The organism is Pseudomonas sp. B10, from assembly GCF_900156235.1.
Classification (GTDB): domain Bacteria; phylum Pseudomonadota; class Gammaproteobacteria; order Pseudomonadales; family Pseudomonadaceae; genus Aquipseudomonas; species Aquipseudomonas siliginis.
Map to the genome: position 1 here is coordinate 4,691,502 of NZ_LT707063.1, position 25,521 is coordinate 4,717,022.

The 25,521-nt window shown below is 60.8% G+C and carries 21 protein-coding genes; 10 read left to right on the forward strand and 11 right to left on the reverse strand.

All coding sequences use genetic code 11. From position 1 onward, the window contains the following. Nucleotides 1-25: 25 nt before the first annotated feature. The 8 genes from BXA01_RS21235 to BXA01_RS21270 all read right to left on the reverse strand — a co-directional run bounded on the left by BXA01_RS21235 (nt 26) and on the right by BXA01_RS21270 (nt 14,473). A complete protein-coding gene (locus BXA01_RS21235; protein WP_076566014.1) occupies nt 26-5,749 on the reverse strand; it encodes a membrane-targeted effector domain-containing toxin in 5,724 nt (1,907 codons plus the stop codon). Nucleotides 5,750-5,878: 129 nt separating this feature from the next. Then, on the reverse strand, nt 5,879-7,594 hold the full coding sequence (gene nagE, locus BXA01_RS21240; protein WP_076566016.1) for an N-acetylglucosamine-specific PTS transporter subunit IIBC: 1,716 nt from the start codon (nt 7,592-7,594) through the stop codon (nt 5,879-5,881). Nucleotides 7,595-7,617: 23 nt separating this feature from the next. Further along, nucleotides 7,618-10,131: a phosphoenolpyruvate--protein phosphotransferase gene (gene ptsP, locus BXA01_RS21245; RefSeq protein WP_076566018.1), complete on the reverse strand. Its 2,514-nt coding sequence runs from the start codon at nt 10,129-10,131 to the stop codon at nt 7,618-7,620. A gap of 34 nt (nt 10,132-10,165) precedes the next feature. Further along, complete coding sequence (locus tag BXA01_RS21250; RefSeq protein ID WP_157115975.1) at nt 10,166-11,188, reverse strand: SIS domain-containing protein; 1,023 nt, start codon at nt 11,186-11,188, stop codon at nt 10,166-10,168. Continuing rightward, nucleotides 11,169-12,275, reverse strand: coding sequence for an N-acetylglucosamine-6-phosphate deacetylase (gene nagA / locus BXA01_RS21255; RefSeq protein WP_076566022.1), 1,107 nt, complete (start codon nt 12,273-12,275; stop codon nt 11,169-11,171). Before nagA ends, BXA01_RS21250 begins: the two co-directional genes overlap by 20 nt. Nucleotides 12,276-12,315: 40 nt before the next feature. Beyond that, nucleotides 12,316-13,047 (reverse strand): GntR family transcriptional regulator, encoded by a 732-nt coding sequence (locus tag BXA01_RS21260; RefSeq protein WP_076566024.1) that lies wholly within the window; start codon nt 13,045-13,047, stop codon nt 12,316-12,318. 282 nt (nt 13,048-13,329) lie between these two features. After that, entirely contained in the window at nt 13,330-13,845 is a 516-nt protein-coding gene (locus BXA01_RS21265; protein WP_076566026.1) for a L,D-transpeptidase family protein, read from the reverse strand. A gap of 76 nt (nt 13,846-13,921) precedes the next feature. Next, the gene (locus tag BXA01_RS21270; protein ID WP_016771548.1) at nt 13,922-14,473 is read right to left on the reverse strand and encodes an NUDIX hydrolase; all 552 of its coding nucleotides are present in this window, start codon (nt 14,471-14,473) and stop codon (nt 13,922-13,924) included. A gap of 147 nt (nt 14,474-14,620) precedes the next feature. Here BXA01_RS21270 and BXA01_RS21275 point away from each other — a divergent pair, with 147 nt between their 5' ends. From BXA01_RS21275 to purT, 5 genes are all read left to right on the forward strand, one after another. Continuing rightward, on the forward strand, nt 14,621-15,220 hold the full coding sequence (locus tag BXA01_RS21275; RefSeq protein ID WP_016771547.1) for a CoA pyrophosphatase: 600 nt from the start codon (nt 14,621-14,623) through the stop codon (nt 15,218-15,220). 39 nt (nt 15,221-15,259) lie between these two features. Next, nucleotides 15,260-15,784 carry a gamma carbonic anhydrase family protein gene (locus BXA01_RS21280; RefSeq protein ID WP_016771546.1) on the forward strand — a complete coding sequence of 175 codons (525 nt, stop codon included), beginning with the start codon at nt 15,260-15,262 and terminating at the stop codon, nt 15,782-15,784. Continuing rightward, on the forward strand, nt 15,781-15,996 hold the full coding sequence (locus BXA01_RS21285) for a DUF1289 domain-containing protein (RefSeq protein WP_039759143.1): 216 nt from the start codon (nt 15,781-15,783) through the stop codon (nt 15,994-15,996). The genes BXA01_RS21280 and BXA01_RS21285 overlap by 4 nt, the downstream gene beginning before the upstream one ends. A gap of 153 nt (nt 15,997-16,149) precedes the next feature. After that, complete coding sequence (locus BXA01_RS21290) at nt 16,150-16,617, forward strand: VUT family protein (RefSeq protein WP_016771544.1); 468 nt, start codon at nt 16,150-16,152, stop codon at nt 16,615-16,617. 100 nt (nt 16,618-16,717) lie between these two features. Further along, nucleotides 16,718-17,899: a formate-dependent phosphoribosylglycinamide formyltransferase gene (purT, locus tag BXA01_RS21295; RefSeq protein WP_024011715.1), complete on the forward strand. Its 1,182-nt coding sequence runs from the start codon at nt 16,718-16,720 to the stop codon at nt 17,897-17,899. 98 nt (nt 17,900-17,997) lie between these two features. On the opposite strand, the gene BXA01_RS21300 is transcribed toward purT, so the two are convergent. From BXA01_RS21300 to BXA01_RS21310, 3 genes are all read right to left on the reverse strand, one after another. Continuing rightward, nucleotides 17,998-19,314 carry an MFS transporter gene (locus BXA01_RS21300; RefSeq protein ID WP_076566027.1) on the reverse strand — a complete coding sequence of 439 codons (1,317 nt, stop codon included), beginning with the start codon at nt 19,312-19,314 and terminating at the stop codon, nt 17,998-18,000. A gap of 232 nt (nt 19,315-19,546) precedes the next feature. Further along, nucleotides 19,547-20,788, reverse strand: coding sequence for a CNNM domain-containing protein (locus BXA01_RS21305; protein ID WP_076566029.1), 1,242 nt, complete (start codon nt 20,786-20,788; stop codon nt 19,547-19,549). 12 nt (nt 20,789-20,800) lie between these two features. Beyond that, nucleotides 20,801-21,613, reverse strand: coding sequence for a cytochrome C assembly family protein (locus tag BXA01_RS21310; RefSeq protein WP_076566030.1), 813 nt, complete (start codon nt 21,611-21,613; stop codon nt 20,801-20,803). A gap of 210 nt (nt 21,614-21,823) precedes the next feature. On the opposite strand from BXA01_RS21310, the gene ffh reads away from it, so the two are divergent. The 5 genes from ffh (at nt 21,824) to rplS (ending at nt 25,394) form a co-directional block, all read left to right on the forward strand. After that, nucleotides 21,824-23,200: a signal recognition particle protein gene (ffh, locus tag BXA01_RS21315; RefSeq protein ID WP_007967791.1), complete on the forward strand. Its 1,377-nt coding sequence runs from the start codon at nt 21,824-21,826 to the stop codon at nt 23,198-23,200. Nucleotides 23,201-23,449: 249 nt separating this feature from the next. Continuing rightward, complete coding sequence (rpsP, locus tag BXA01_RS21320; RefSeq protein WP_003185073.1) at nt 23,450-23,701, forward strand: 30S ribosomal protein S16; 252 nt, start codon at nt 23,450-23,452, stop codon at nt 23,699-23,701. A 5-nt stretch (nt 23,702-23,706) separates the two neighbouring features. Continuing rightward, nucleotides 23,707-24,243, forward strand: a complete 537-nt coding sequence (rimM, locus tag BXA01_RS21325) for a ribosome maturation factor RimM (RefSeq protein ID WP_076566032.1) — start codon at nt 23,707-23,709, stop codon at nt 24,241-24,243. A gap of 44 nt (nt 24,244-24,287) precedes the next feature. Then, complete coding sequence (trmD, locus tag BXA01_RS21330; protein ID WP_231507574.1) at nt 24,288-24,998, forward strand: tRNA (guanosine(37)-N1)-methyltransferase TrmD; 711 nt, start codon at nt 24,288-24,290, stop codon at nt 24,996-24,998. Nucleotides 24,999-25,043: 45 nt separating this feature from the next. Next, nucleotides 25,044-25,394, forward strand: coding sequence for a 50S ribosomal protein L19 (rplS, locus tag BXA01_RS21335; RefSeq protein WP_003175895.1), 351 nt, complete (start codon nt 25,044-25,046; stop codon nt 25,392-25,394). The last annotated feature ends 127 nt before the right edge of the window (nt 25,395-25,521 follow it).

Genomic DNA, 25,521 nt, shown 5'->3' on the forward strand with positions numbered 1-25,521 from the left:
TCCACAACGTGCAATCGCCCGGGCGTCACGTCACCTGTGTCAGCTTTACGTCTGTGACGAGCATGTCGATCAACGTGCGCAGGTAGGTGAAGGTCTGATCTTTTTTCTCCCAGCGATCAACGAAGAACAGACCCTTGTCATTGATCTGAATCGGCGTCTCAACGATCTCGCCGGACCTGGATTTATGCACCACGCTGGCGTTGCGGGTGTCTGCATTTTCTATAAGGAAGTTTCCGGGTTCGGTCAGTTTGCTGCGACTGACAGAAGGCGTCGCCGCAGGCTTTTTCGTTCCGGGGACGGCCACCTCCATCACAAAATCGCTGCTCAAAGCCCTGACGTTGGCCTCGTGCTTGCCGCTGACAAATTCCCACGACCCACGGTGAATATCCCGGGCCAGTTCAGGGGCAGTATCGCGCACGTGCAGGCTGACGGCGGACAGTGTATCGGCCAGACCTGGCACACCGAGGTTGTAATTGGTATGCGCACTGCCGATGAAGGCCACCCATTTATGCGGCCCGTTGGCCAGTTGATCAGCCTCGATCACTTGGGTTGCAAAATAGCTGAACATCTCGTTTCGCGAGACGTGTTTGTCATACACGCCATTGAGGTGATAGGACGCCGTGCAATCGAGGGCTCTGATGCGAATGTTGTATTTGGCCGCCGCCTGACAGACCGCCGTGTACGTATCGCTCCCTGTGTAAGTCGGCATCTGCCCTTGATCCTGACGATGCAGATAAGCCTTGAGCCTGTCCGGCATGCGCTGGGTACGCAGAAAAGTGTCGAGATCGGCCTGGTGCAGGTCGGTGAACAGGTGCTCGACATACAACGTGTCATAGCCTGCTTGCTTAAGGGCTTTCATGTGCTTTTTCAGCAGCGCTTTGCTCGCTACATCGACGTGGGCTTCGCCGATCAGCAGATTCAGATGTCCGTCGGTCAATTGCCGCAAAAAAGCTTCGAATGTGCAGTCGGAGGTGAGCACCGGCAGGATCGGCGCATCGGGTGGGACGTAGTCGGTAAAAGCGTCCCTGGCGGTTTTTTCCAGGCGGTTGCGCTGGGCTATGAAAGCCTCGTAGGCCTTTCTTTCACTGGGTATTGTCGGGGTGTAACTCGAGTGCATGGAGTTGGGCTGATGCAACATTTCAGCAATATCGTCGCGCAGTGGCGAAGCAATATCGAACTCGCTGAAATGGTCAACCGCGCTAGCTGCGGCGGGCGGCTTGGAGACAGGTAGAGGTGCCTTGTAGGCACTCGGCATCTGTACGAGGTAATCACCTTGCGCTGTCGCGTCTCCCGCGATGGCACCGGGCGCATCCCTGCTTATGCGTGCGGGTTGGTACAAGTCGATGTCTTCAACACGCACGGCTACGGCCTCGTGCAGGTCGGCCAGGCCCGGGGTGTTGTCGAACGTGGTCATGCGCGACTGCTCGGTCAGGGCAACCCAGCGCTCTTCGCCGATCTCGGCCATATCGGTGGCAAGCGCTTTGTGCGAATAGAAGTTTCTGATGCGATTGTTTCGCGGGGTCAAAGGCGAGACCTCGGACATCACCATGATCCCTTCGAGTTGATAACTGGTCGAGCCGTCCAGCGCATGGATACTCATGCCTTTTTCCCGTGCCTTGCGCACCAGCGCCAGGTAAGAGAAAGGCGCGTCAGGCTCATGGCCCATGGCTTTATCGAGCGCCTTCAGATGTTTCTTGATGTGGTACCAGGATTCGCCCTTGTTGAACTTTTCCAGTTTGAGATGAAACACGTCTCCCGGCAGGTATTCGAGGAAGAGGTGCTTGAAGCCGTTCTCCAAAAGCACGTCGAGATTTTCGATCAATGCCTGTTTGCTGGCGATAGAGCCGGGCTGTGCACCGATGACCAGATTCTTTGCGGCGAATGCATCACTGGCGATCAACTGTGCGAATGAGGTATTGGCGGCAACCGCCGGCACTTCGGCGCGAGCGGGCAGCGGTGCGAGTTGGGCAAAATGGCGCGTGGCGTCCGTGGTGAGTTTTTCCACCTGTTGCAGATAGGCTTGGCGCATGTTGGCCATTTTGTCGACCACGTTGACCAGGATGACCTGTGGTGAGACGCCCATGTAGTGCTCGCCCAGCTGGAGCATTCGTCTTCGCGACTGCGGATCCAGCAATGTTTCGACGCGCTCCCGGTACTTGATCGCCACTCCATAGTCTTTATGCGGGCCGGGTGTCTCGGGCACGGCTTCGTATTTTGGTGCACCGCCGGACAGGCCGCTGCGCACCATCACTCCGTCGGAGTTGCGCACGGTCAGAATGCCGGTCGAAAGCAGTCCGGAGCCATTCGGATCCGGGCGGTAGAGCAAATAACGGCCGAGTGCGTCCGGGGTCGTGCTGGCGTAATACGACTGCCCTCTGAAAACGACGGCATGCATATCGTCCCGGACCGGTTCGGTCGCCATCTGATCGATCAATGGCAGAAGATCCTCTTGCTCGTCGCCAACGGTGGTGACAGCCCGACGCAACGGGCGCCGGACGGGCTTGAGTGAACGCAGCGCCGGACGCAGATCCGTCAGCACCGCGCCAGCACTGTTGAACAGATAACCGAGCAAGTGCCGGAACGCTTCGTTGTTATTACCCTGACGATAGGCATGCAGGGCGAGCATCGCGTCCTTGAAGGCCAGCAACAGGCCGGTGCTCAGGCTCAACAGCGGGAACGGCGCGGTGGCGATGGCAGCGACCCATTCGACGCTCGTCCAGATCAGGCCGGCGATCATTTCGGTACGACTGGTGGTCGTGGCATGGACGTTGTCGATCCGCCGTTGCAACTTCATGTCGTAGAGCGCGGTACGCAGGTCGCTGACGGCGTCGGCCGGGCGCATCGAGTCATAACGGGCGGGGCTCGGGGTGGTTCTGTTGAGGTCTTTGGGCAGATTCTTGCGGATGTTTTCCAGATGCGTGCGCACCCGGGTCTGGGCGCTGACACCCACCCGCTGGGTCAGGTACTCGATCATGCCCGACTGCAGCAGCAGGTAATTGAACAGGCGCGCTTCGCGAAAGCGCACGCCGTCCGGTGCGTCCGGCGTATACAGCAGAACCGGATTACTGCCATGGCCGAACAACCAGGCATCGATCACCCATTCGCCGTCGATCATCAAACGGTGGATCGGGTATTTCGTCCGGGTCTGCCCCGACGTTTGATCCATGCTGCTGATGCTTTGCTGCAGCCATTGCAGGTCGCTGCTGGCGATATGTCCTTGCAGCTGGCATTCCAGCGCGGCGCTTTGCATCTGGCGCTGAGTGATGGCCAGCGTCGCGTTGCGTCGGAACGCGTAGCCTTCGCTTTTCGAATCCTGCAGCTCGTTTTTGACTTTGTCGGTGTAGCGTTTGCCGATCCAGACACCCGTAACCGAGCGCGCTACGTTCTGCGCGGTCAGGCTACTGATATCGACGCCTTGCGGACCTTTGAAGCGCGCCGAGCGTGAGAATTTCTGGTCGAGAAAACCGACGCCGTCGGCATAGCCGTCGCGATACAGCCGGGTATAGGTCAGCGGTTTCGGCGTCCATGAGGGAACGATCGACTTTGGCGAATAGGCCCAGACGGTGTCCGGATCGACGTCATTGGCAGGGCGCTTGAGCAAGCGGTTCAGGCTGATCTTCGCTTGCGCATGCACGTAATCGTCAAACGCCTGAAAACGTCCGCCCGACAGCGGATGCTGATTGAACGCGCGCAAAGCCCCCTCGGCGTCGTCGCTCAGGGTCGAGAGTTTTCGGCGATTGGCCGCAGTGGTCGAGCGATACCACACCGGGGTGCTGAAATCGTAGTCGTCGATGCGTGTGGCGAGCATGTGTTCAGCCATCGCTTTGAGGCAATCGAGATGGTTGCCCAGGTGGTCGAAGGCGACTTTCTGGTGCTCTGCTGCTTCCGGCTTGAGGCTCAGCCCCGACAACACCTTGCGCAGGGTCGAACGAAAGCGCATCGGTGCGCGGCTGATCAGATAGCCGGCCATGCTTTCGGCGGCGTCATTCTGCTTGGCCCAACCCAGTAGATGGGTCTGCAATTGGCGCTCGCTGTCGAACGCCTCGAACTGGCGTTCACGGGGCGCCTGCGGTGTGCAAAGCAGCAGGCGGCGGACCGCACCGGATTCGTCGTTCTGACGCAGCACCCACAGATCCTGCAGTTGGGCACCATGTAAAGACAGCGTGGCGGCGCGCAGCTGTGGATCGCTGCCGTTACGCAGGCGCTGGAGCATTTGCAGATCGCTGTCGAGCAGATGCCCTTGCAGCGCTGCGGCATGGGCGAGCGCGACGATGCGCTGATCGAGCATCTGCTCGATCGCAGGTTTGATCGCGGATCTCGCCTGCATCTGCGTTTGCAAGCGTGCGAAGTCGACGCGCGGTTCCAGCTCCAGTGCCTGCTTGATCACCCAGGCGGGCGTTACATCCGCGTACTCGTCGGATAACGGCAGGTCGTTGTAAGTCAGCCGGGTGTGGCTGAGAAACGCCGAGCCCGGCAACTCATCGCCGGTGTGCGGGCCGCGCAAGGTCAGCTCAAGCAGATTGCTCTTGTGCACATAAGCGCCGAATCCGGGGACCTGCCGATTCGTAGTGATCTGCAGCTGGTCCGGTTCCAGATCGTCGATTTGCAAATCATCACTCAGCCGTTCCAGCCATTGGTGGCGGGCCACGGCGATCAGGCTGACCGCCGGGCCCATCAGGTCAAGCAGGTTTTGCCGGGCATGGTTGTAGTTGCCCAGGTGCAACGCCAGTTCGGCCCGCTTGGCGGCGTCGGCGCTGCGGTACCAGTCCGGGGCGCTGTTGCGCAAATGCCGCTCGAACAGGGTTTGTGCCTGAAGTGCCAGGCGCGGGGTGAGATTCGGCAGCGCAGCGTCGATGGCGCGCCCCAGCTCGGCGATCAGTACAGCGCCATCCTGCTGCGGATTGGCGGCGAAACTCAATGCATATTCGATATCCAGGGTGCGCTTTTCGATCAAGGCATCGTAGATGTGTTCGAACAGCGGTTTGCTGTCGATGGGCGCCAGCTGCAATGGCCAGATTCCCGCTGTACCGACATCGTGGTAGCGGCTGGGCAGCAGCTGCATCAATTCGCCACGGCTGATGCTGTGCTGCATGGTCTTGAGCAGATGGGCATCGAGATCAGCCAGGGAATTGAACAACTCCAGGCCCCTGGCCGGTGTGAACAACACGACGAAGCCAGCGCTCTGGTCGGTCAGCAGATCGCTGACTTTCGGGGTGTCTTTTTGCGTCACAACAAAGGCCCCGGCCAGCTCGACAGTGGTTTGCTGATAAGTGAACTGCAACGCATACATGGCCGGACGCAACAGCGGGCCGAGTGCCAGTTTCTGTATCAGCTCGCCGGCCTGTGGGTGCAGCAGGCGATCGGTGACGGCCTGTTGCGCCTCGTACTCAAGCGCAGTGAAACCGGCGTCGTATTTGAGGAAGGTTTTTGCCGATTTGCCGTCGATCTGGTCACGCAGATCCATGTTGATCAGTTGCGTGTTGAGGCGCACCTTCAGCGTGGCGATCAGTTGCTTGCCTGCCTCGCTCTGCAGGTCGCTGGTTGCCAGCGCCTGATAGAGCGCGCGGCTGCGTTGCAGGTAGCCGTCGCGATAGGTTTTCAGCTGCTCTTCGAGGCGTTTGAGATGAGCCTGCTCGGTGCTCGGTTTGTGCTCGGGCAACAGCGGGGTTTCGGTGTTGAAGAGAAGACGACCGATCTGGTTGAGATCGTTTTTGAGCTCATCGGGTGTGGGTGCGTTGGGGGTGCTCATGGGCACGATTTCCATGCTGGGGATGAAGGGCCAGCATGGCGAGCAGGGCGTGGAGAAGGGTGGTATTCATGTATCGTGCGCGTGCCGTATTTTCGGCGCCCGCTCCAGCCCTCCCGCCACCCGCGCAGATCAAACCTGCGCGCGGACCTCCCCGCGACTCAGCAACGCCTCAATCGCCCCGCTCAAACTCGCGGCCTTGTCCCCCACCAGCAAATGCCAGACGCCACCGTCCAACTGGCTGACACCCAGGCAGCCGAGCGCTTTGAGCTGCGCCTCGGACAGCGCCTTGGCATCGGCCAGTTGCAGGCGAATACGGGTCATGGCGATGCAATCGAGTTGCAGCACATTATCGCGACCGCCCAGTGCATTCAGCCATTGCTGCGCCTCGTTGCGGGTAAGCGCAACAGTCGTCGGCTCATCGGCAACTACTACGGTTTCTGCCAAAGTTGTACGGCCCAGCGCAGGCATGGCCAAGCGAATCTCATCGGCAATGCTGTCAGCCAACGGCCCGACCACGACCTGCAAACTGCCGCCCTTGCCCGGGCGCACCACCGCCATCGCGCCCAGCGCTTTCAGCTCGGCATCCGAGGCCTTGTTGCGATCGACCATCTCCAGGCGCAGGCGGGTCGTGCACGCGCCGACGGTGAGCAGATTCTCGGCGCCGCCCAAGGCTTTGATATACGCGCTGGCGCGTTCGGTTTCCGAGAGCACGGCTTTTTCGGCGCTGGCGACGTCTTCGCGCCCCGGCGTCTTCAGGTTGAAACGACGGATACAGAAGTCGAAAACCAGGTAATAAATAACCGCGTAAGCCAGCCCGACCGGCACCACCAGCCAGCCATTGGTCGACTTGCCCCAGCCGAGAATCATGTCGATGAAACCACCGGAAAAGGTGAAGCCCAGATGAATGTTCAGGCCGTTGGTGATCGCCATCGACAGCCCGGTCAGCAGCGCATGCAGGAGGAACAGCAACGGCGCGAGAAACATGAAGGCGAATTCGATCGGCTCGGTCACACCGGTGAGAAACGAGGTCAGCGCCATCGACAGGAAGATCCCGCCCATCACCTTGCGCCGCTCCGGCAAAGCGTTGCGGTACATCGCCAGGCACGCGGCGGGGAGGCCGAAGATCATCATCGGGAACATGCCGGTCATGAACTGCCCACCCTTCGGATCGCCGGCGAAATAACGCGACAGATCGCCGGTCACCAATGCCCCAGTGGTCGGGTCGGTGAAGTTACCGAAGACGAACCACGCCATGTTGTTGAGGATGTGGTGCAGGCCAGTGACGATCAGCAGGCGGTTGAACACGCCGAAGACGAAGGCGCCGATGCTGCCGCTTTCCATCATCAGCGCGCCGAACGCGTTGATGCCCTGCTGGATCGGCGGCCAGATATAACCGAACAGCACGCCCAGACCGACCGCCGCGAACCCGGTGACAATCGGCACAAAACGCCGGCCACCGAAGAACGCCAGATACTCCGGCAGCTTGATGTCCTTGAAGCGGTTGTACAGCGCACCGGCCATCAGGCCGCTGACGATCCCGGCGAGCATGCCCATGTTGATGGTCGAATCGAGCACCTTGAGCGTGGAGATCATCACCAGATAACCGATCACCCCGGCCAGGCCGGCGGTGCCGTTGTTGTCTTTGGCGAAACCGACGGCGATGCCGATGGCAAAAATCATCGCCAGGTTGGCGAAAATCACTTGCCCGGCATCGTGAATGATCGCGATGTTCAACAGGTCCGTGTCGCCCAGGCGCAGCAGCAGGCCGGCAATCGGCAGGATCGCGATCGGCAGCATCAGCGCGCGGCCCAGGCGTTGCAGGCCTTCGATGAAGAGTTGGTACATGGCGTTTGTCCTTTTTGTTTTTGTTAGCGCAGAGGCCAATGTTGATGACAGGCGTGGCGAACGGCGGCGGCGCTGGACAGCTTGAGCAGGTCGCGGCTCAGGCGCTGACATTCGGCTTCATGCAGCTGACGCACGCGGTCCTTGATTTCACCGATCTGCACCGGGCTCACCGACAGTTCGGTGACGCCGAGGCCGATCAGCACCGGCGTGGCCAGCGGGTCGGAGGCGAGGGCGCCGCAGACACCGACCCAGCGCTTGTGCACCGCCGCGCCTTGGCAGGTCATGGCGATCAGACGCAGCAACGCGGGGTGCAGGGCATCGACCCGTGCCGCCAGCCCGGCGTGGTCGCGGTCCATGGCCAGGGTGTATTGCGACAGATCGTTGGTGCCGATCGAGAGAAAGTCGGCGTGTTCGGCCAGTTGTTCGGCTTGCAGCGCGGCGGCGGGGACTTCGATCATCACGCCGATTTCCGGGCGCTCGGTAATCCCCAGCTCAAGACACAAGGCATCGACGCGCTGGCGGATATGCAGCAGTTCGTCGACCTCGGTGACCATCGGCAACAGAATCCGGCAACGCGGCAACGGCTTGACCTGCAACAGCGCGCGCAATTGCTGATCGAGAATTTCCGGGCGCGCCTGGGCTAGACGAATGCCGCGCAGACCGAGCACCGGGTTGGCTTCGGCCGGCAGTGGCAGGTAGTCGAGTTGCTTGTCGCCGCCGACGTCGATGGTGCGGATGATCACCGACTTGTCGCCCATGGCATCGATCACCGCTTGATAGGCGCTGCGCTGTTCTTCGACGTCCGGTGCCGTCTGGCGATCGACGAAGAGAAACTCGGTGCGCAACAGGCCGACGCCATCGGCACCGTTGGCAAAAGCGTCTGCCGCTTCGTTGCTTGAGGCGACGTTGGCGACCACTTCGATGTGCACGCCATTGCGGGTTTCAGCGGGCAAATGGGCCTTGGCCTGTTGGCTGTCGCGGCGCTGCTGGCGCTGGATTTGTGCCTGTTGCACTTCGCTCAGGCGCTCGGCGTTTGGGGTCAATTCGAGGCGCCCGCCATCAGCGTCGAGCACCACGGCCTGATCTTGCGGCTGCTCAAGTAATTGCGCGCCCAAAGCGACGATGCACGGCAGACCTTTGCCGCGCGCCAGAATCGCGACGTGGGAGGTCGCGCCGCCTTCGGCCATGCACAACCCGGCGACACCTTGCGCGCTGAGTTGCAGCAGATCCGATGGCGTCAGTTCATGGGCGGCAACGATGGCGCCGGCCGGAACCTGGTATTGCCAGGCCTCGCCAAGCAGGGCGCGCAGCACGCGTTGCTTGAGGTCGCGCAAATCGTTGGCACGTTCGGCCAGCAGCGGACTGCCGGTGCCTTGGAGCATGTCGCACTGGGTGTCGATCGACTGACTCCAGGCGTGCGTCGCAGCGGTGCCTTGCGCGATGAATTGCTGCGCGGCGTCGATCAGGGCCGGGTCTTCGAGTAGCGCCATGTGTGCGGCGAAGATCGCTTCTTCGTCGGCGTTCTTGTGCTTTTTCGCTTGGGCGAGGGTGGCGGCGATTTCGCTGCGCACCGCGTTCAATGCCGTTTCAAGAATCGGCTGCTGTTGCACCGGATCGTGGCTGCCCGCATCCGCCGGCAAGGTGATCGCGTTCAAGCGAAACAACGGCCCGGCGACCAGCCCCGGCGCCGCGCAAACACCATGCAACACCCCAGCCTCGGCCGGGCGTTTCAGCGCGGGTGTGGTGGTCGGCGCTTGCGCGTGATGATCATCCGGCAGCGCCGTGGCCAATGCGCTGAGCAAGGCTTGCAGCGCGGCATCGGCGTCCGGTCCCTGACAATTGACCTGCACCTCATCCTGCTCGCCAATGGCCAGACCCATCAAACCGATCAGGCTGTTGCACGGCGCCGATTTGCCGTTGAAGTGCAGCTGTGAATGGCTGCTGAAACCCTGGGCGGTCTGGCGGATCAGCGCAGCCGGGCGCGCATGCAAGCCGCCGCGATGAGCGACCTGCACTTGACCACGAACCTCTGGCCCAGCGCTTATATCGGTATTCGCCGCCACCACATTGCGCGCGATGATGTGCAGCAACGGCTCGCCGACTTTCACCGCTTTGAGGGTGATCGGCCGCACCTGAAAATCCGCGCTGTTGGTCAGGATCAACAGGCTGACCAGGCTTTTGCAGTGCTGGCCGACCTTGTCCAGGTCATAGCGCAGCAGCGGCTGACCGAGGCTGACGCGATCACTTTCCTTGACCAGCATGGCGAAACCTTCACCGTTCAATTCAACGGTGTCGAGACCCAGATGCAAAAGGATTTCCGCACCGTTGTCGGCGCGCACGGTCACCGCATGGCTGCTGCGCGCGACGTGGATGACCACGCCGGCGCAGGGCGAATACAGCGTGTCGTTGAGCGGGTCGATGGCGATGCCGTCGCCCATCGCGCCACTGGCGAACACCGCGTCCGGGACGGTGGCGAGCGTCAGTACCGGGCCGCTGAGCGGGGCGCTGAGGGTCAGCTCTTTATTGTTGTCGGGCATGGCTGGGTCTCATCAGGTGTGCAGTCAGTCGGACTTAATGCGTGCGGGTTACTTTGCTCAAATGGCGCGGCTGATCCGGGTCCATGCCCCGCGCCACGGCCAGGCTTGCGGCCATTACGTAGAAACTCTGGATCGCCAGAATCGGGTCGAGGGCCGGGTGTTCGGCGCGTGTCAAGGTCAGGTCGCGTTCGTTGACGTCATCTGGCGCGGCGAGCAAGACCCGGGCGCCGCGTTGACGCATCTCTGCCGCGAGGCTCAAAAGGCCGGCCTGCTCGGCGCCGCGTGGGGCGAACACCAGCAGCGGATAGTGTTCGTCGATCAGTGCCATCGGGCCATGACGGACTTCGGCACTGCTGAACGCTTCGGCCTGAATCGCCGAGGTTTCCTTGAACTTCAGCGCCGCTTCCTGAGCAATCGCGAAACCGGCGCCACGGCCGATCACCATCAGGCGCTCGCAATCGCGCAGGGCTTCGATGGCCACGCTCCAGTCCTGTTTAGCCGCTTCGCGCAGGCCTTCTGGCAGCGCATCGTGGGCTTGCAGCAATTCGCTGTCCTCTTTCCAGTGCGCGATCAAACGCGCGCTGGCGCTGAGGGTGGCGATAAAACTCTTGGTCGCGGCGACGCTGCTTTCCGTGCCGGCGAGCAGCGGCAGGCTGAATTCACAGGCCGCTTCGAGTGGCGAATCGGCAGCGTTAACCATCGACACGCTCAGCGCTCCACGCTTGCGCAACAGGCGCAGGCTGTTGACCAGATCCGGGCTCTGCCCCGACTGCGAAAACGCAAAGGCGACCTGACCGCTGACTTTCAGCGGCGCCTGCTGCATGGTCACCACCGACATCGGCAACGAGGCCACCGGCACGCCCAGTTGCTGCATGGTCAGGTAGGCGAAGTAGCTCGCCGCGTGGTCGGAGCTGCCACGGGCGACGGTCATCGCCACTTGCGGTGGCTGCCGGCGCAGGCGCCCGGCGATCTCGATCATCGGCGCGTCGAGCTGTTGCAATTGGGCTTGCACGGCCTCGAACGAGGACAGCGCCTCTTCAAGCATTTTTGAAGTCAATGTCTTCTCCTTCGACCATGACGGCGGTCAGTGTGAGTGAACGATCAAGCCGCACGCAGTCGGCCCAGGCGCCGGGGGCAAGGCGCCCGCGTTCGGTGATGCCGAGATAGTCGGCGGGAAATTGCGACAGACGCTGCGAGGCTTCGGCGATCGGCAAACCGATCTTCACCAGATTGCGCAGGGCCTGATCCATGGTCAGCGTGCTGCCGGCCAGCGTGCCGTCGGGCAGACGCACGCCGCCCAGGCATTTGGTCACGGTGTGGCTGCCAAGCTTGTATTCACCGTCGGGCATGCCGGCGGCGGCGGTCGAATCGGTGACGCAATACAGGCACGGGATCGAACGCAGGGCCACGCGAATGGCGCCGGGGTGTACGTGCAGCAGATCGGGAATCAGCTCGGCGTATTTGGCGTGCGCCAGTGCTGCGCCGACGATGCCCGGCTCGCGGTGATGCAGCGGGCTCATGGCGTTGTAGAGGTGGGTGAAACTGCTGGCACCGGCAGCCAGCGCGGCGACGCCTTCCTCGTAGCTGCCGAGGGTGTGGCCGATCTGCATGCGGATGCCACGGCTGCTCAGTTCGCGAATCAATGCATCGTGACCGGCGATTTCCGGGGCAATGGTGATGACGCGGATCGGTGCCAGCGCCAGATATTCTTCGACTTCTGCCATCAACGCGATGTGGGCGAAGTTCGGTTGAGCGCCGAGTTTTCCCGGGTTGATGTAAGGGCCTTCAAGGTGTACGCCAAGCACTCGCGCGGCGCCTTTCGGACGCTGTTCGCAGAATTGTCCTACCTCTTTGAGGACGCTGGAGATCTCCGCGCTCGGCGCAGTCATGGTCGTGGCCAACAGCGAGGTGGTGCCAAAGCGCACGTGGGTTTTGCTGATGGTTTCGAAGGCTTCTGCGCCTTCCATGATGTCTTTGCCGCCGCCGCCATGCACATGCAGGTCGATGAAGCCCGGCAGCAGATAGGGCAGATCGTTAGCCGCCGGATCGCAGGGCACGCCTTCGATCGACACGATCTTGCCTTGTTCGTGAATCAGCCGGCCGCGAACCCAGCCGCTGGCGGTGAGGATGTTGTCTTCGGACATTTCGGTTCTCGCTTGGGGCCGCGCTCAGCGACGCGGCTCTTTATCTACGAAGCTCTGCAACAAAGTCGTAGTAGTCGTTGCGGCAATAGGTGTCGGTGACTTCGATCGGCGTGTTGTCTTCCAGATAGCCGACCCGGGTCATCAGCAGCATGGCGGTGCCGGGGGCGATGCCGACCAGTGCGGCGAATTCGTCAGAGGCGTTGATTGCCTGGATGTGCTGAAGGGCGCGGACGATCGGTTTGCCGATGCCGTCGAGGTATTCGTAAAGCGAATCGCCCACCGCTTGCGGCTTGGGCATGATCGACGCGGGCAGGGTGCTCATCTCGATCGCCATGACCGTGTCATCGGCTTTGCGCAGACGCTTCATGCGCGCCACCTTGTCGTTCGGCGACAGACTGAGGCGGATCAGTTCTTCGTGGGTTGGCAGGGTGATCTCCCGCTCCAGCCATTTCGAACTCGGCACGAAACCTTTCAGGCGCAGCATTTCGCTGAAGCCGGAAAGACGCGACAGTGGTTGTTCCAGGCGTGGGGTGATGAAGGTGCCGGAGCCTTGCAGGCGGCGGATCAGGCCTTGCTCAAGCAAGACTTCCAGCGCCTTGCGTGCGGTGACTCGGGAGATGCCGAGCTGGTCGCTGAGGTTGCGCTCGGACGGCATCGCCTGTTCGGCCTTCCACTGCCCGGCATGAATCGCCGCTTCCAGATTGCGCGCCAGTTGCAAGTACAGCGGCGTCGGCTGGGAATCGTCGGGACGTAGGGGCTGGAGGTCGTTCATGTAGGTCGTTTCCGTCGCGAGTATAGGATTGTTGTGGCTCGCTTGTGCGACGGAAGCTAATACCACTTGAATACCATGTCAACGCGATGAACTGGCGTCTGACCCAATGGATTGGCGGTTTTCAGGGGGCAGTGTTTAAAGTGGTATTAGTGATGGCCTATAAAAAGCAAAAGATCGCAGCCTGCGACAGCTTCTATAGTTGAGAGTGGTATCACCCCTGTAGGCGCCGTCGCAGGCTGCGATCTTTTGAATTATTTTTTTGCGGGTGACCAGCGGTCGAGGTTACGGGCGAATCTCGATCATCGTGCCGTCCGGTACCAGATTCCACACTTCACGCATATCGACGTTGCGCATGGCGATACAGCCATCGGTCCAGTCGAGGGTGTGGAACAACTGCTCCGGGTTGTCTGCCGAGTCCGGAGTGCCGTGGATCATGATCATGCCGCCAGGCTCGACGCCTTCACGACGCGCGCGGGCGGCATCGCTGATGTTCGGGTAGGAGATGTGCATCGACAGGTTGAATTTATCGCTGGTCTTGCGCCAGTCGATCCAATAGAAACCTTCGGGTGTACGTTTGTCGCCCTCGATCAGTTTCGGGCCTTTCTTCGCACCCTTGCCCAAGGAGATGCGATAGGTCTTCAGCGGCTTGCCGTCGGCAATCAACTGCAGTTGGTGGGCCGATTTCAGTACCAGGACTTTTTCGATCAGTGGAGTGTTCGAGGGCGTCACGGTGGTCACGAATGACGCTTGCGAAACGCTGACGAACGACAGGCAGAACAGGGCAAGCAACCAACGCATTGAAACGATTCCCCAAGAATGACGCAGACACATAGTGATAGATGCAGGTGTGGTTATCGGCAGGGTGCCGCGAAGCTCAAGTGATCGCCGGCTGCACCAGTGGCGGAATCGACTCCGAACGCACCGGGTAAACCTCGCTGCGCCGATCGGCGAAGAAACATTCCAGCGTGCGCCCGACCGTGCGGAAGGCCAGCTCGTCCCAGGGAATGTCGGCTTCTTCGAACAGTTGCACTTCAAGGCTTTCCGGCCCGGCCGCGTATTGCAGATCGGCCAGTTCGGCGCGGAAGAACACATGCACCTGGCTGATGTGCGGCACGTCGATCAGCGTGTAAATGCTCAGGTTGCGCACCCGGGCGCAGGCTTCTTCGGCGGTTTCACGGATGGCGGCCTGCTCGATGGTCTCGCCGTTTTCCATGAAACCGGCGGGCAGCGTCCAGTAACCGAGACGCGGCTCGATGGCGCGGCGGCAGAGCAGCACTTTCGTCCCCCAGGTCGGCACGCATCCGGCGACGATATTGGGGTTCTGGTAGTGAATGGTCTGACAGCTGTCGCAGACAAATCGCAGCCGCGAGTCGCCTTCGGGAATGCGCTGGGTGACCGGGTTACCGCAGTGGCTGCAAAATTTCATGCTCGGGTTCCTGAATGCTGCGCCTATCTTGGCGTGCAGCGGGGCCGGTCGGCAAGTTGTCGTTTCGCGACACGACGGGTTTCGGGGGCTTGGGCGCTCGCTTTGATTGGTGCATGATGCGGAGCAAGGCACCGATCGAGAACACTCATGCTGGACGAGCTACTGCATAGGGTAAGCAACCACACACCGCGTACGCTGGAGACCGACGCACGTTTCCCCGAAGCCGCCGTGCTGGTGCCGATCACCCGCAGTGACGAACCGGAACTGGTCCTGACCCTGCGCGCCAGCGGGCTTTCGACCCATGGCGGCGAGGTCGCCTTCCCCGGAGGGCGACGCGACCCGGAAGATCCGGACCTCATATTCACCGCGCTGCGCGAAGCCGAAGAAGAAATCGGCCTGCCGCCGGGTCTGGTCGAAGTCATCGGCCCGCTGAGTCCGCTGATTTCCCTGCACGGCATCAAGGTAACGCCGTATGTCGGGGTGATTCCCGACTTCGTCGAATACCAGCCCAATGATGCCGAGATCGCCGCCGTCTTCAGCGTGCCGCTGGAATTCTTCCGCAAGGACCCGCGTGAGCATACCCATCGCATCGATTATCAGGGCCGCAGTTGGTACGTGCCGAGCTATCGCTTCGGCGAGTACAAGATCTGGGGCCTGACGGCGATCATGATCGTCGAGTTGATCAACCTGCTCTATGACGCCAAAATCAGCCTGCACCGACCGCCGAAAAGTTTTATCGATACCTGAGCCGTCGTTCGAACGGGCGTGAGCCCTGAGGAAAACAAGATGAAATACCGCCTGGGCGACGCCCGTGTCGAAACCCATCCACAGAGCTGGGTCGCGCCCAATGCCGTGCTGGTGGGCAAGGTTCGCCTGGAAGAGGGCGCCAACGTCTGGTTCAACGCCGTATTGCGCGGCGACAACGAACTGATCCTCATCGGCAAGAACAGCAACGTGCAGGACGGCACGGTGATGCACACCGACATGGGCTATCCACTGACCATCGGTACCGGCGTGACCATCGGCCACAACGCGATGCTCCACGGCTGCACGGTCGGCGATTACAGCCTGATCGGTATCAACGCGGTGATTCTCAATGGCGCGAAGATCGGCAAGAACTGCATCATCGGCGCCAATTCCCTGATCGGCGAAGGCAAGGAAATTCCCGACGGTTCGCTGGTGATGGGCTCGCCGGGCAAGGTCGTGCGTGAACTGACCGAGGCGCAGAAAAAGATGCTCGAAGCCAGCGCCGCGCACTATGTGCATAACTCGCAGCGTTACGCCCGCGATCTGGTCGAGCAGGAACAATGACGACTGTTGAACGACCCGTCGCCTCGCCGTGCGTGAATATTTGCGCGCTGGATGAAGATGACGTTTGTACCGGATGCCAGCGCACGGTCGCGGAGATCACCCGCTGGGGCCGCATGAACAATGACGAGCGCCGGGTGGTGCTGGGGTTGTGTCATGAACGGGCGAAGGCGAGTGGATTGGTCTGGATGATTCCCGCGAAGTCAGGCGTCTGAACCACCGCTTTCGCGAGCAGGCTCGCTCCCACTTTGAAATGCATTCAAATGTGGGAGCGAGCCTGCTCGCGAAGACGTCGGTCCTGTCACCGCACCTATTGGCGCAATACCAGCGCTCAAGTAACCTGTGCGCCAAATCGACAGGCCGCCCCCATGATCTTTCTCATCGCCTACATCAGCAGCGTCGTGCTGATCAACTTTGCCTTTTCCACCGCACCGCACCTGGACATCATCTGGTCGGCCTGGGGCGGGCTGGTGTTCGTGCTGCGCGACATGGTGCAAACGCGCTTCGGTCATGGCGCGATCGTGGCGATGTTGGCGGCACTGGTGCTTTCCTACATCACGTCCGACCCTTCCATCGCGCTGGCCAGCGCCACGGCGTTCGCGGTCTCCGAGTGCATCGACTGGCTGGTGTTCAGCATCACCAAGCGGCCATTGCGCGACCGTTTATGGATCAGTTCGGCGCTGAGCATTCCGCTGGATACCTTCATCTTTTTCGGCATGATCGACGCCTTGACGCCGCCGGTGATCATCACCGCGTTGGCCTCGAAGTTCGCCGGCGTTACCGCGGTCTGGCTGATCATGGCCTGGCGTGATCGCAAACAGGCTGTCGCCAGCTGAAGCCAAACCCTCGGGTTCATGTAAAATGCCGCGCTTTCTCCCCATGGAAAGCGCACTTGCGTGGCTTTCCTCGATGATCCGCTTCCTTTGAGGACCTGAGATGACCCGTATCGGAACTCCATTGTCGCCAACCGCGACCCGCGTATTGCTGTGTGGCTGTGGTGAGTTGGGCAAGGAAGTGGTAATCGAACTGCAGCGCCTGGGCGTTGAAGTGATTGCCGTCGACCGCTACGCCAACGCGCCGGCCATGCAAGTCGCCCATCGCAGCCACGTGATCAACATGCTCGACGGTGCCGCTCTGCGTGCAGTGATCGAAGCCGAGAAGCCGCACTTCATCGTGCCGGAAATCGAAGCCATCGCCACCGCCACGCTGGTCGAGCTGGAAGCCGAAGGCTTCACCGTGATTCCGACCGCGCGTGCGGCGCAGTTGACCATGAACCGCGAAGGCATCCGTCGTCTGGCTGCCGAAGAGCTGGACCTGCCGACCTCGCCGTACCACTTTGCCGACACCTTCGAGGACTACAGCAAAGCCGTTCAGGACCTGGGTTTCCCCTGCGTGGTCAAGCCGGTAATGAGTTCGTCGGGCAAGGGTCAGAGCCTGCTGCGCAGCGCCGATGATGTGCAAAAAGCCTGGGATTACGCGCAAGAGGGCGGTCGCGCCGGCAAAGGTCGGGTGATCATCGAAGGCTTCATCGATTTCGATTACGAAATCACCTTGCTGACCGTGCGCCACATTGGCGGCACCACGTTCTGTGCACCGGTCGGTCACCGTCAGGAGAAGGGCGACTATCAGGAATCCTGGCAGCCGCAGGCCATGAGCCCGATTGCTCTGGCTGAATCCGAGCGCGTTGCCAAAGCTGTGACGGAAGCGCTGGGTGGCCGTGGTCTGTTCGGTGTCGAGCTGTTCATCAAAGGTGATCAGGTGTGGTTCAGCGAAGTTTCGCCACGTCCGCATGACACCGGGCTGGTGACGCTGATCTCTCAGGACCTGTCGCAGTTTGCCCTGCATGCCCGCGCCATTCTCGGCCTGCCGGTACCGCTGATCCGTCAGTTTGGCCCGTCGGCGTCGGCAGTGATTCTGGTGGAAGGCCAGTCGACCCAGACCGCATTCGCCAATCTGGGCGCTGCGTTGAGCGAGCCGGATACCGCGCTGCGTCTGTTCGGCAAGCCGGAAGTGAACGGTCAGCGCCGCATGGGCGTGGCGCTGGCGCGGGATGAGTCGATCGAGGCTGCTCGCGCCAAGGCGACTCGTGCGTCGCAGGCGGTTGTTGTCGAGCTGTAAACCGGGTCGCGGCAGCTATTCGCGAGCAGGCTCGCTCCCACATTTGGAATGCATTTCCCTGTGGGAGCGAGCCTGCTCGCGAAGCTCTTGATCTTCTGTCAGGCAACCTGATTCAGATCGTTATTGCGCGTCTCCTTCAAACACAACACCGCGATCAGGCTCAACACCGCTGCCGCCGACACATACCCGCCGACATAGCTCAACCCGCCCATCGCCACCAGTTTCTGCGCAAAGAACGGCGCCGCCGAGGCCCCGACGATGCCGCCCAGGTTGTACGCCGCTGAAGCGCCGGTATAACGCACGTGGGTCGGAAACAGCTCAGGCAACAGCGCGCCCATCGGTGCGAATGTCACGCCCATCAAAAACAACTCGATGCACAGAAACAGCGCCACGCCCCAGGTCGAGCCCTGCGTCAGCAACGGTTCCATCAGGAATCCGGACAGAATCGCCAGCACGCCACCGATGATCAGCACCGGTTTGCGCCCGTAACGGTCGCTGGCCCAAGCGGATAATGGCGTCGCTGCGGCCATGAACAACACGGCAAAGCACAGCAGGCCGAGGAACGTTTCGCGGCTATAACCCAGCGTGGCCACGCCGTAGCTCAGGGAAAACACCGTCGAGATATAGAACAGCGCATAGCACACCACCATCGCCGCCGCACCGAGCAGGGTCGGCGCCCAGTATTGGCTGAACAACTCGACCAGCGGCACTTTGACTCGCTCGTGACGGGCGATCGCATTGGCGAACACTGGCGTTTCATGCAGCTTGAGGCGCACATACAGGCCGACCATCACCAGCGCCGCGCTGAGCAGAAACGGAATGCGCCAGCCCCAGCTGCGGAACTGTTCATCATCCAGCGTCATCGCCAGGGTCAGGAACAGGCCGTTGGCTGCAAGAAAACCAATCGATGGGCCGAGCTGCGGGAACATGCCGAACCACGCGCGCTTGCCCTTCGGCGCGTTCTCCGTAGCCAGCAGCGCCGCACCGCCCCATTCGCCGCCCAGGCCCAGGCCCTGACCGAAACGCAGCACGCACAGCAGAATCGGCGCCCAGGCACCAATGCTGTCGTAGCCCGGCAACACGCCAATCAAGGTGGTGCACACGCCCATCAACAGCAGCGAGGCGACCAGCGTCGACTTGCGCCCGATGCGGTCGCCGAAGTGGCCAAACAGTGCCGAACCCAGTGGTCGGGCGAGGAAGGCAATGCCGAAAGTGAGAAAAGCGGAAAGCATCTGCGCCGTGCCGGAGGTCTGCGGAAAGAACACCGGCCCGATCACCAGCGCCGCAGCAGTGGCATAAACGTAGAAGTCGTAGAACTCGATGGCGGTGCCGATGAAACTTGCCGTGGCCACGCGGGTGGCGGAATTGGTCGGCTGGGCAGGCGCGGTTTCGCTGTAAGCGGTATGGGTCGTCATGCGGTGATCCCTGACAGTCATGAGCTCCAGTGGAGCGAATTATTATGGTCGAACACCCAGGGATGTGGGGTAGGGCGCGAGCGCTGTTTCGAGTAGGAACAGTCGTCGGTTTGCAGTGGAAACAGTCAGGATCCGGGCAGTGCCGGGTAGGCACAGGGATCGACGGCGCTTGGGTAAGCGCCTCGATTATAGGAAGGGGGCTAACGATCAAACAAGCGCAAACAATGCAGCTTTATCGAGCAGGCATCAGAGCAGGCACCGATGAGGTCAGCCAGATCAACACCTTGCTCACCCGGTTCTCCTCGGTCTCGAGGATTTCCAGTCGATAACGCCCGATCTTCAGGCACACCGCGCTTTCCGGAATGGTTTCCAGCGCTTCGGTGACCAGGCCGTTCAGGGTCTTCGGCCCGTCGCTCGGCAGATGCCAGCCCAGGCACTTGTTCAGGTCGCGGATCGACGCGGCGCCATCGATCACCATGCGACCGTCGGCCTGGGGATGAATGTGCGGGTTGTCGAGGCTGTGCTCGCTTTCGAATTCGCCGACGATTTCTTCGAGAATGTCTTCAAGGGTGACGATACCCAGCACTTCACCGTACTCGTCCACAACCATGCCGAGACGGCGTTGCTGCTTGTGGAAGTTCAGCAGTTGCAGTTGCAGCGGCGTGCTTTCCGGGACGAAGTAGGGCTCGTAGCTGGCGGCCAGCAGCGCCTCGCGGGTCAATCCGCCGTTGCTCAGCAAATGGCCGATCTGGCGAGTGTTGAGCACCGCTTCGACCTGATTGATGTCACTGTGAAACACCGGCAGACGCGTGCGCTTGTTCTCGCGCAGTTGCTCGATGATCTCTTCGATCGAATCGTCGAGGTTGATGCCGTCGACGTCACTGCGCGGCACCAGAATGTCGTTGACCGTGATGTTGTCCAGCGCATGAATGCCCGACACCGGGTGGGCGCGGACCGGATGTTCGGGATCATCATCGTGATCGGCCGGCAACTCGTCCTCGCTCTGTTGCACCACCTGAGCCTTGCGCGTGAACGGGGTCAGCAGCAAAGCGCTGACCCGGCTGAACAGCCACGCGAACGGGTAGACGATTTTCATCGGCACGCCCAGCAGGGCATTGCCGAACGCCAGCACGGCGTCGGGATAGCGCCTGGCCATGGTGCGTGGGAAATAATCGGCGAACACCAGCAGGATGGCGCCGGCGCCCAGGCAGGCCGCCCACGGGCCATTTTCTTCGCAGAGAAAAATCGCCAGCAGCGTCGCGATGATCACCGCGAGAGCGCGGCACAGGGTATTGCAGAGGATCAGGCTGTCGAGCGGGAAGCTCAGCTTCGCCAGCGGTTTGTCGCTGGCGCGCGAAGCGATACGTTGCGCGAGCAGGTGCTGCTGCGCGATTTCGACGGCGGTAAACAGCCCTGACCATAAAATCAGCAGGACAAATACCGCGAGCATCGGCCCTATGGGCAAACCGTCCATTTATGCCGCCCGTCAGATGTGCAGGATGTATTCACGAACCAGTTTGCTGCCGAAGTACGCCAGCATCAGCAGGCAGAAACCGGCGAGGGTCCAGCGAATCGCCTTGTGGCCGCGCCAGCCCAGACGGTTGCGGCCCCACAGCAGCACGCTGAAGACGATCCATGCCAGACAGGCCAGCAGGGTCTTGTGCACCAGATGCTGGGCAAACAGGTTCTCGACGAACAGCCAGCCGGAAATCAGCGACAGCGACAGCAGTGTCCAGCCGGCCCAGAGAAAGCCGAACAGCAGACTTTCCATGGTTTGCAGGGGCGGGAAGTTCTTGATCAGCCCGGACGGGTGCTTGTGCTTGAGCTGATGGTCCTGAACCAGCAGCAGCAACGCCTGGAACACGGCGATGGTGAACATGCCGTAAGCGAGGATCGACAATAGAATGTGCGCGAGGATGCCCGGCTCTTCATCGATGATCTGCACCGTGCCGGTCGGCGCGAACTGCGCCAGCAATACCGTGATCGCCCCCAGCGGGAACAACAGCACCAGCAGGTTTTCCACCGGGATCCGTGAACAGGCCAGCAGGGTCAGGGCGATTACCGCAGCAGCGATCAGACTGGACGCACTGAAGAAGTCCAGGCCAAGGCCGATCGGGGTCAATAGATGTGTAAGCAGGCTGGCGCCGTGGGCGAGCACGGCGAAGACGCCGAGGCTGACCAGCAGGCGCTTGTTCGCCTTGGTGCCGGTGGCCAGGCGGGTACTTTGATAGACGGTCGCAGCGGCATAGAGCAGGGCGGCGGCGAGGGTGGTCAGCAAACTGGGTGACAAGGGGAGCATAAATCCTGTTAGGCGAGCCCGAAAGGCGCTGAGTTTGGCATAGAACCGCCACGGCACGAAAGACTCCGCAAGCTGACGGCGAGGTGTCCGCCGGCCGCAGTCTTCGCTATAATCCGCGACCTGCCCACGCCGCAGGCTCGCCGAGCACATGTTGATTCCGGTCTGGGCCGCCATTATCCCGGTTCGTACAGGGCCTGAAAGGATCGCGCAATGTTTGAAAACTTAACCGACCGTCTCTCGCAGACGCTGCGCCATGTCACCGGCAAGGCCAAGCTGACCGAGGACAATATCAAAGACACTCTGCGTGAAGTGCGCATGGCGTTGCTCGAAGCTGACGTCGCACTGCCGGTGGTCAAGGACTTCGTCAATTCGGTCAAGGAGCGCGCTGTCGGCACCGAGGTGTCGCGCAGCCTGACGCCGGGCCAGGCGTTCGTGAAGATCGTCCAGGCCGAGCTCGAAAGCCTGATGGGCGCGGCCAACGAAGACCTCAACCTGAGTGCCGTTCCGCCAGCCGTGATTCTGATGGCCGGTCTGCAGGGCGCGGGTAAAACCACCACCGCCGGCAAACTGGCGCGCTTCCTCAAAGAGCGCAAGAAGAAGTCGGTCATGGTCGTCTCGGCGGACATCTACCGTCCGGCGGCGATCAAGCAGCTGGAAACCCTGGCCAACGACATCGGCGTGACGTTCTTCCCGTCCGACCTGAGCCAGAAGCCGGTCGACATCGCCAATGCGGCTATTAAAGAAGCCAAACTGAAGTTCATCGACGTGGTCATCGTCGACACCGCCGGTCGTCTGCACATCGACGAAGAGATGATGGGCGAGATCAAGGCGCTGCACGCTGCGATCAACCCGGTCGAAACCCTGTTCGTGGTCGACGCCATGACCGGTCAGGACGCCGCCAACACCGCCAAGGCCTTCGGCGATGCGCTGCCGCTGACCGGTGTGATCCTGACCAAGGTCGACGGCGACGCCCGTGGCGGTGCCGCACTGTCGGTGCGCGCCATCACCGGCAAGCCGATCAAGTTCATCGGTATGGGCGAGAAGAGCGAAGCGCTCGATCCGTTCCACCCTGAGCGTATCGCCTCGCGGATCCTCGGCATGGGCGACGTGCTCAGCCTGATCGAACAGGCCGAAGCGACGCTGGACAAGGACAAGGCCGACAAACTGGCCAAGAAGCTGAAAAAGGGCAAGGGCTTCGACCTCGAAGACTTCCGCGATCAGCTGCAACAGATGAAGAACATGGGCGGCCTCGGCGGGCTCATGGACAAACTGCCGAGCATCGGCGGGGTCAACCTGTCGCAGATGGGCAATGCCCAGAACGCCGCAGAGAAGCAATTCAAGCAGATGGAAGCCATCATCAATTCCATGACCCCGGCCGAGCGCCGCGACCCTGAGCTGATCAGCGGTTCGCGTAAGCGCCGGATCGCCATGGGTTCCGGCACGCAGGTGCAGGACATCGGCCGCTTGATCAAGCAGCACAAGCAGATGCAGAAGATGATGAAGAAATTCACCGCCAAGGGCGGTATGGCAAAAATGATGCGCGGCATGGGCGGTATGTTGCCCGGCGGCGGCATGCCGAAAATGTAAAGACTTCGCCGGTCGTCGCACCGGCGCAGACCCTGCAAGGACGCAGGATCAACAGCAAACCCGCACTCGGCGGGAGCTGACTGGCCGTTTTTATCGACGGCTCTCTATGCAAATCTGCACGGCATGCCATGGGCGCCGGAAAAAGTCATTTGCAAAAGTCCGGATATTCCTTAGAATATGCGGCCTTTCGGGCACCCATGCCCGCTGTGCATTTAGATTTGCAGCACCGACTACAGGAACGATGTTCACATGCTAACAATCCGTCTTGCCCTTGGCGGCTCCAAAAAGCGCCCGTTTTACCACCTGACCGTAACCGACTCGCGTAACCCGCGTGACGGCTCCCACAAAGAACAGGTTGGTTTCTTCAACCCTGTTGCCCGTGGTCAGGAAATCCGTCTGTCCGTGAACCAAGAGCGCGTTGCCTACTGGCTGAGCGTTGGTGCACAACCTTCTGAGCGCGTTGCTCAGTTGTTGAAGGAATCTGCCAAGGCTGCGGCCTGAGCAATATGAGCGCGACGCCAGCCCCTGCCGATGATTTGATCGTTATTGGCAAAATTTATTCTGTTCATGGCGTTCGCGGCGAAGTGAAGGTTTATTCCTTTACTGATCCGACTGAAAACCTGTTGCAGTACAAAACCTGGACGCTCAAGCGCGAAGGCAATGTCAAACAGGTCGAGCTGGTCAGTGGACGCGGGAGCGACAAGTTCCTGGTCGCCAAGCTCAAGGGTCTCGATGATCGTGAAGAAGCTCGTCTTCTGGCCGGTTATGAGATCTGCGTGCCGCGCAACCTGTTCGCTGAATTGACCGAAGGCGAGTACTACTGGTACCAGCTGGAAGGTCTGAAGGTCATCGACACCCTTGGGCAACTGCTCGGGAAAATCGATCATCTTCTGGAAACCGGCGCCAATGATGTAATGGTCGTCAAGCCTTGCGCTGGCAGCCTGGATGATCGCGAACGCCTGTTGCCCTATACGGAGCAATGCGTGTTGGCCGTCGACCTGGAAGCGGGCGAGATGAAGGTGGATTGGGACGCGGACTTCTGAACGTGGCTAACTTGCGCGTAGAAGTGATCAGTTTGTTTCCCGAGATGTTTTCCGCCATTGGCGATTACGGCATCACCAGTCGTGCGGTCAAACAGGGGCTCTTGCAGCTGACCTGTTGGAATCCGCGAGATTACACGACGGATCGGCATCACACTGTGGACGATCGCCCGTTTGGCGGTGGTCCGGGCATGGTGATGAAGATCAAGCCCCTGGAAGATGCGCTGGCTCAGGCCAAGGCAGCAGCCGGGGAGGCGGCGAAGGTGATTTACCTGTCCCCCCAAGGCCGTCAACTGACTCAGTCGGCGGTACGCGAGCTGGCACAATCGGATGCATTGATCCTGATTGCCGGCCGCTACGAAGGCATTGACGAGCGCTTTATTGAGGCTCATGTCGATGAAGAGTGGTCGATTGGCGACTATGTACTGTCTGGCGGCGAGCTGCCGGCCATGGTCCTGATCGATGCGGTTACACGACTGCTGCCTGGAGCTTTAGGGCATGCGGATTCCGCTGAGGAAGATTCCTTTACGGATGGTCTGCTGGATTGCCCGCACTACACCCGACCGGAGGTGTATGCGGATCAGCGTGTTCCCGACGTGTTGCTGAGTGGCAATCACGCGCATATCCGGCGTTGGCGTTTACAGCAGTCCCTTGGTCGGACCTATGAACGACGCGCCGATCTTCTGGAAAGCCGCTCGCTTTCTGGAGAAGAGAAGAAGCTGCTCGAGGAATACATCCGCGAGCGGGACGATAGTTAACAACGTATCGATGGTAGATCGAACGATTTACCTTAGGAGCACAGCATGACCAACAAAATCATCCTTGCACTCGAAGCAGAGCAGATGACCAAAGAAATCCCTACCTTCGCCCCAGGCGACACTATTGTCGTTCAGGTGAAAGTGAAGGAAGGCGATCGTTCCCGTCTGCAAGCGTTCGAAGGCGTTGTAATCGCCAAGCGTAACCGCGGCGTGAACAGTGCGTTCACCGTTCGTAAAATCTCCAACGGTGTTGGCGTAGAACGTACTTTCCAGACCTACTCCCCGCAGATCGACAGCATGGCTGTTAAACGTCGCGGTGACGTACGTAAAGCCAAGCTGTACTACCTGCGCGACCTGTCGGGTAAAGCAGCACGCATCAAGGAAAAACTGGCTTAAGCCCAGCTTCCGATGCAGAAAAAAGCAGCCTACGGGCTGCTTTTTTGTTGCCCGGGATTTGTGCTGCAAAGATCTTCAGTCTGTCTGTGACCCAGTCGCGGCCTTCGCGAGCAGGCTCGCTCCCACA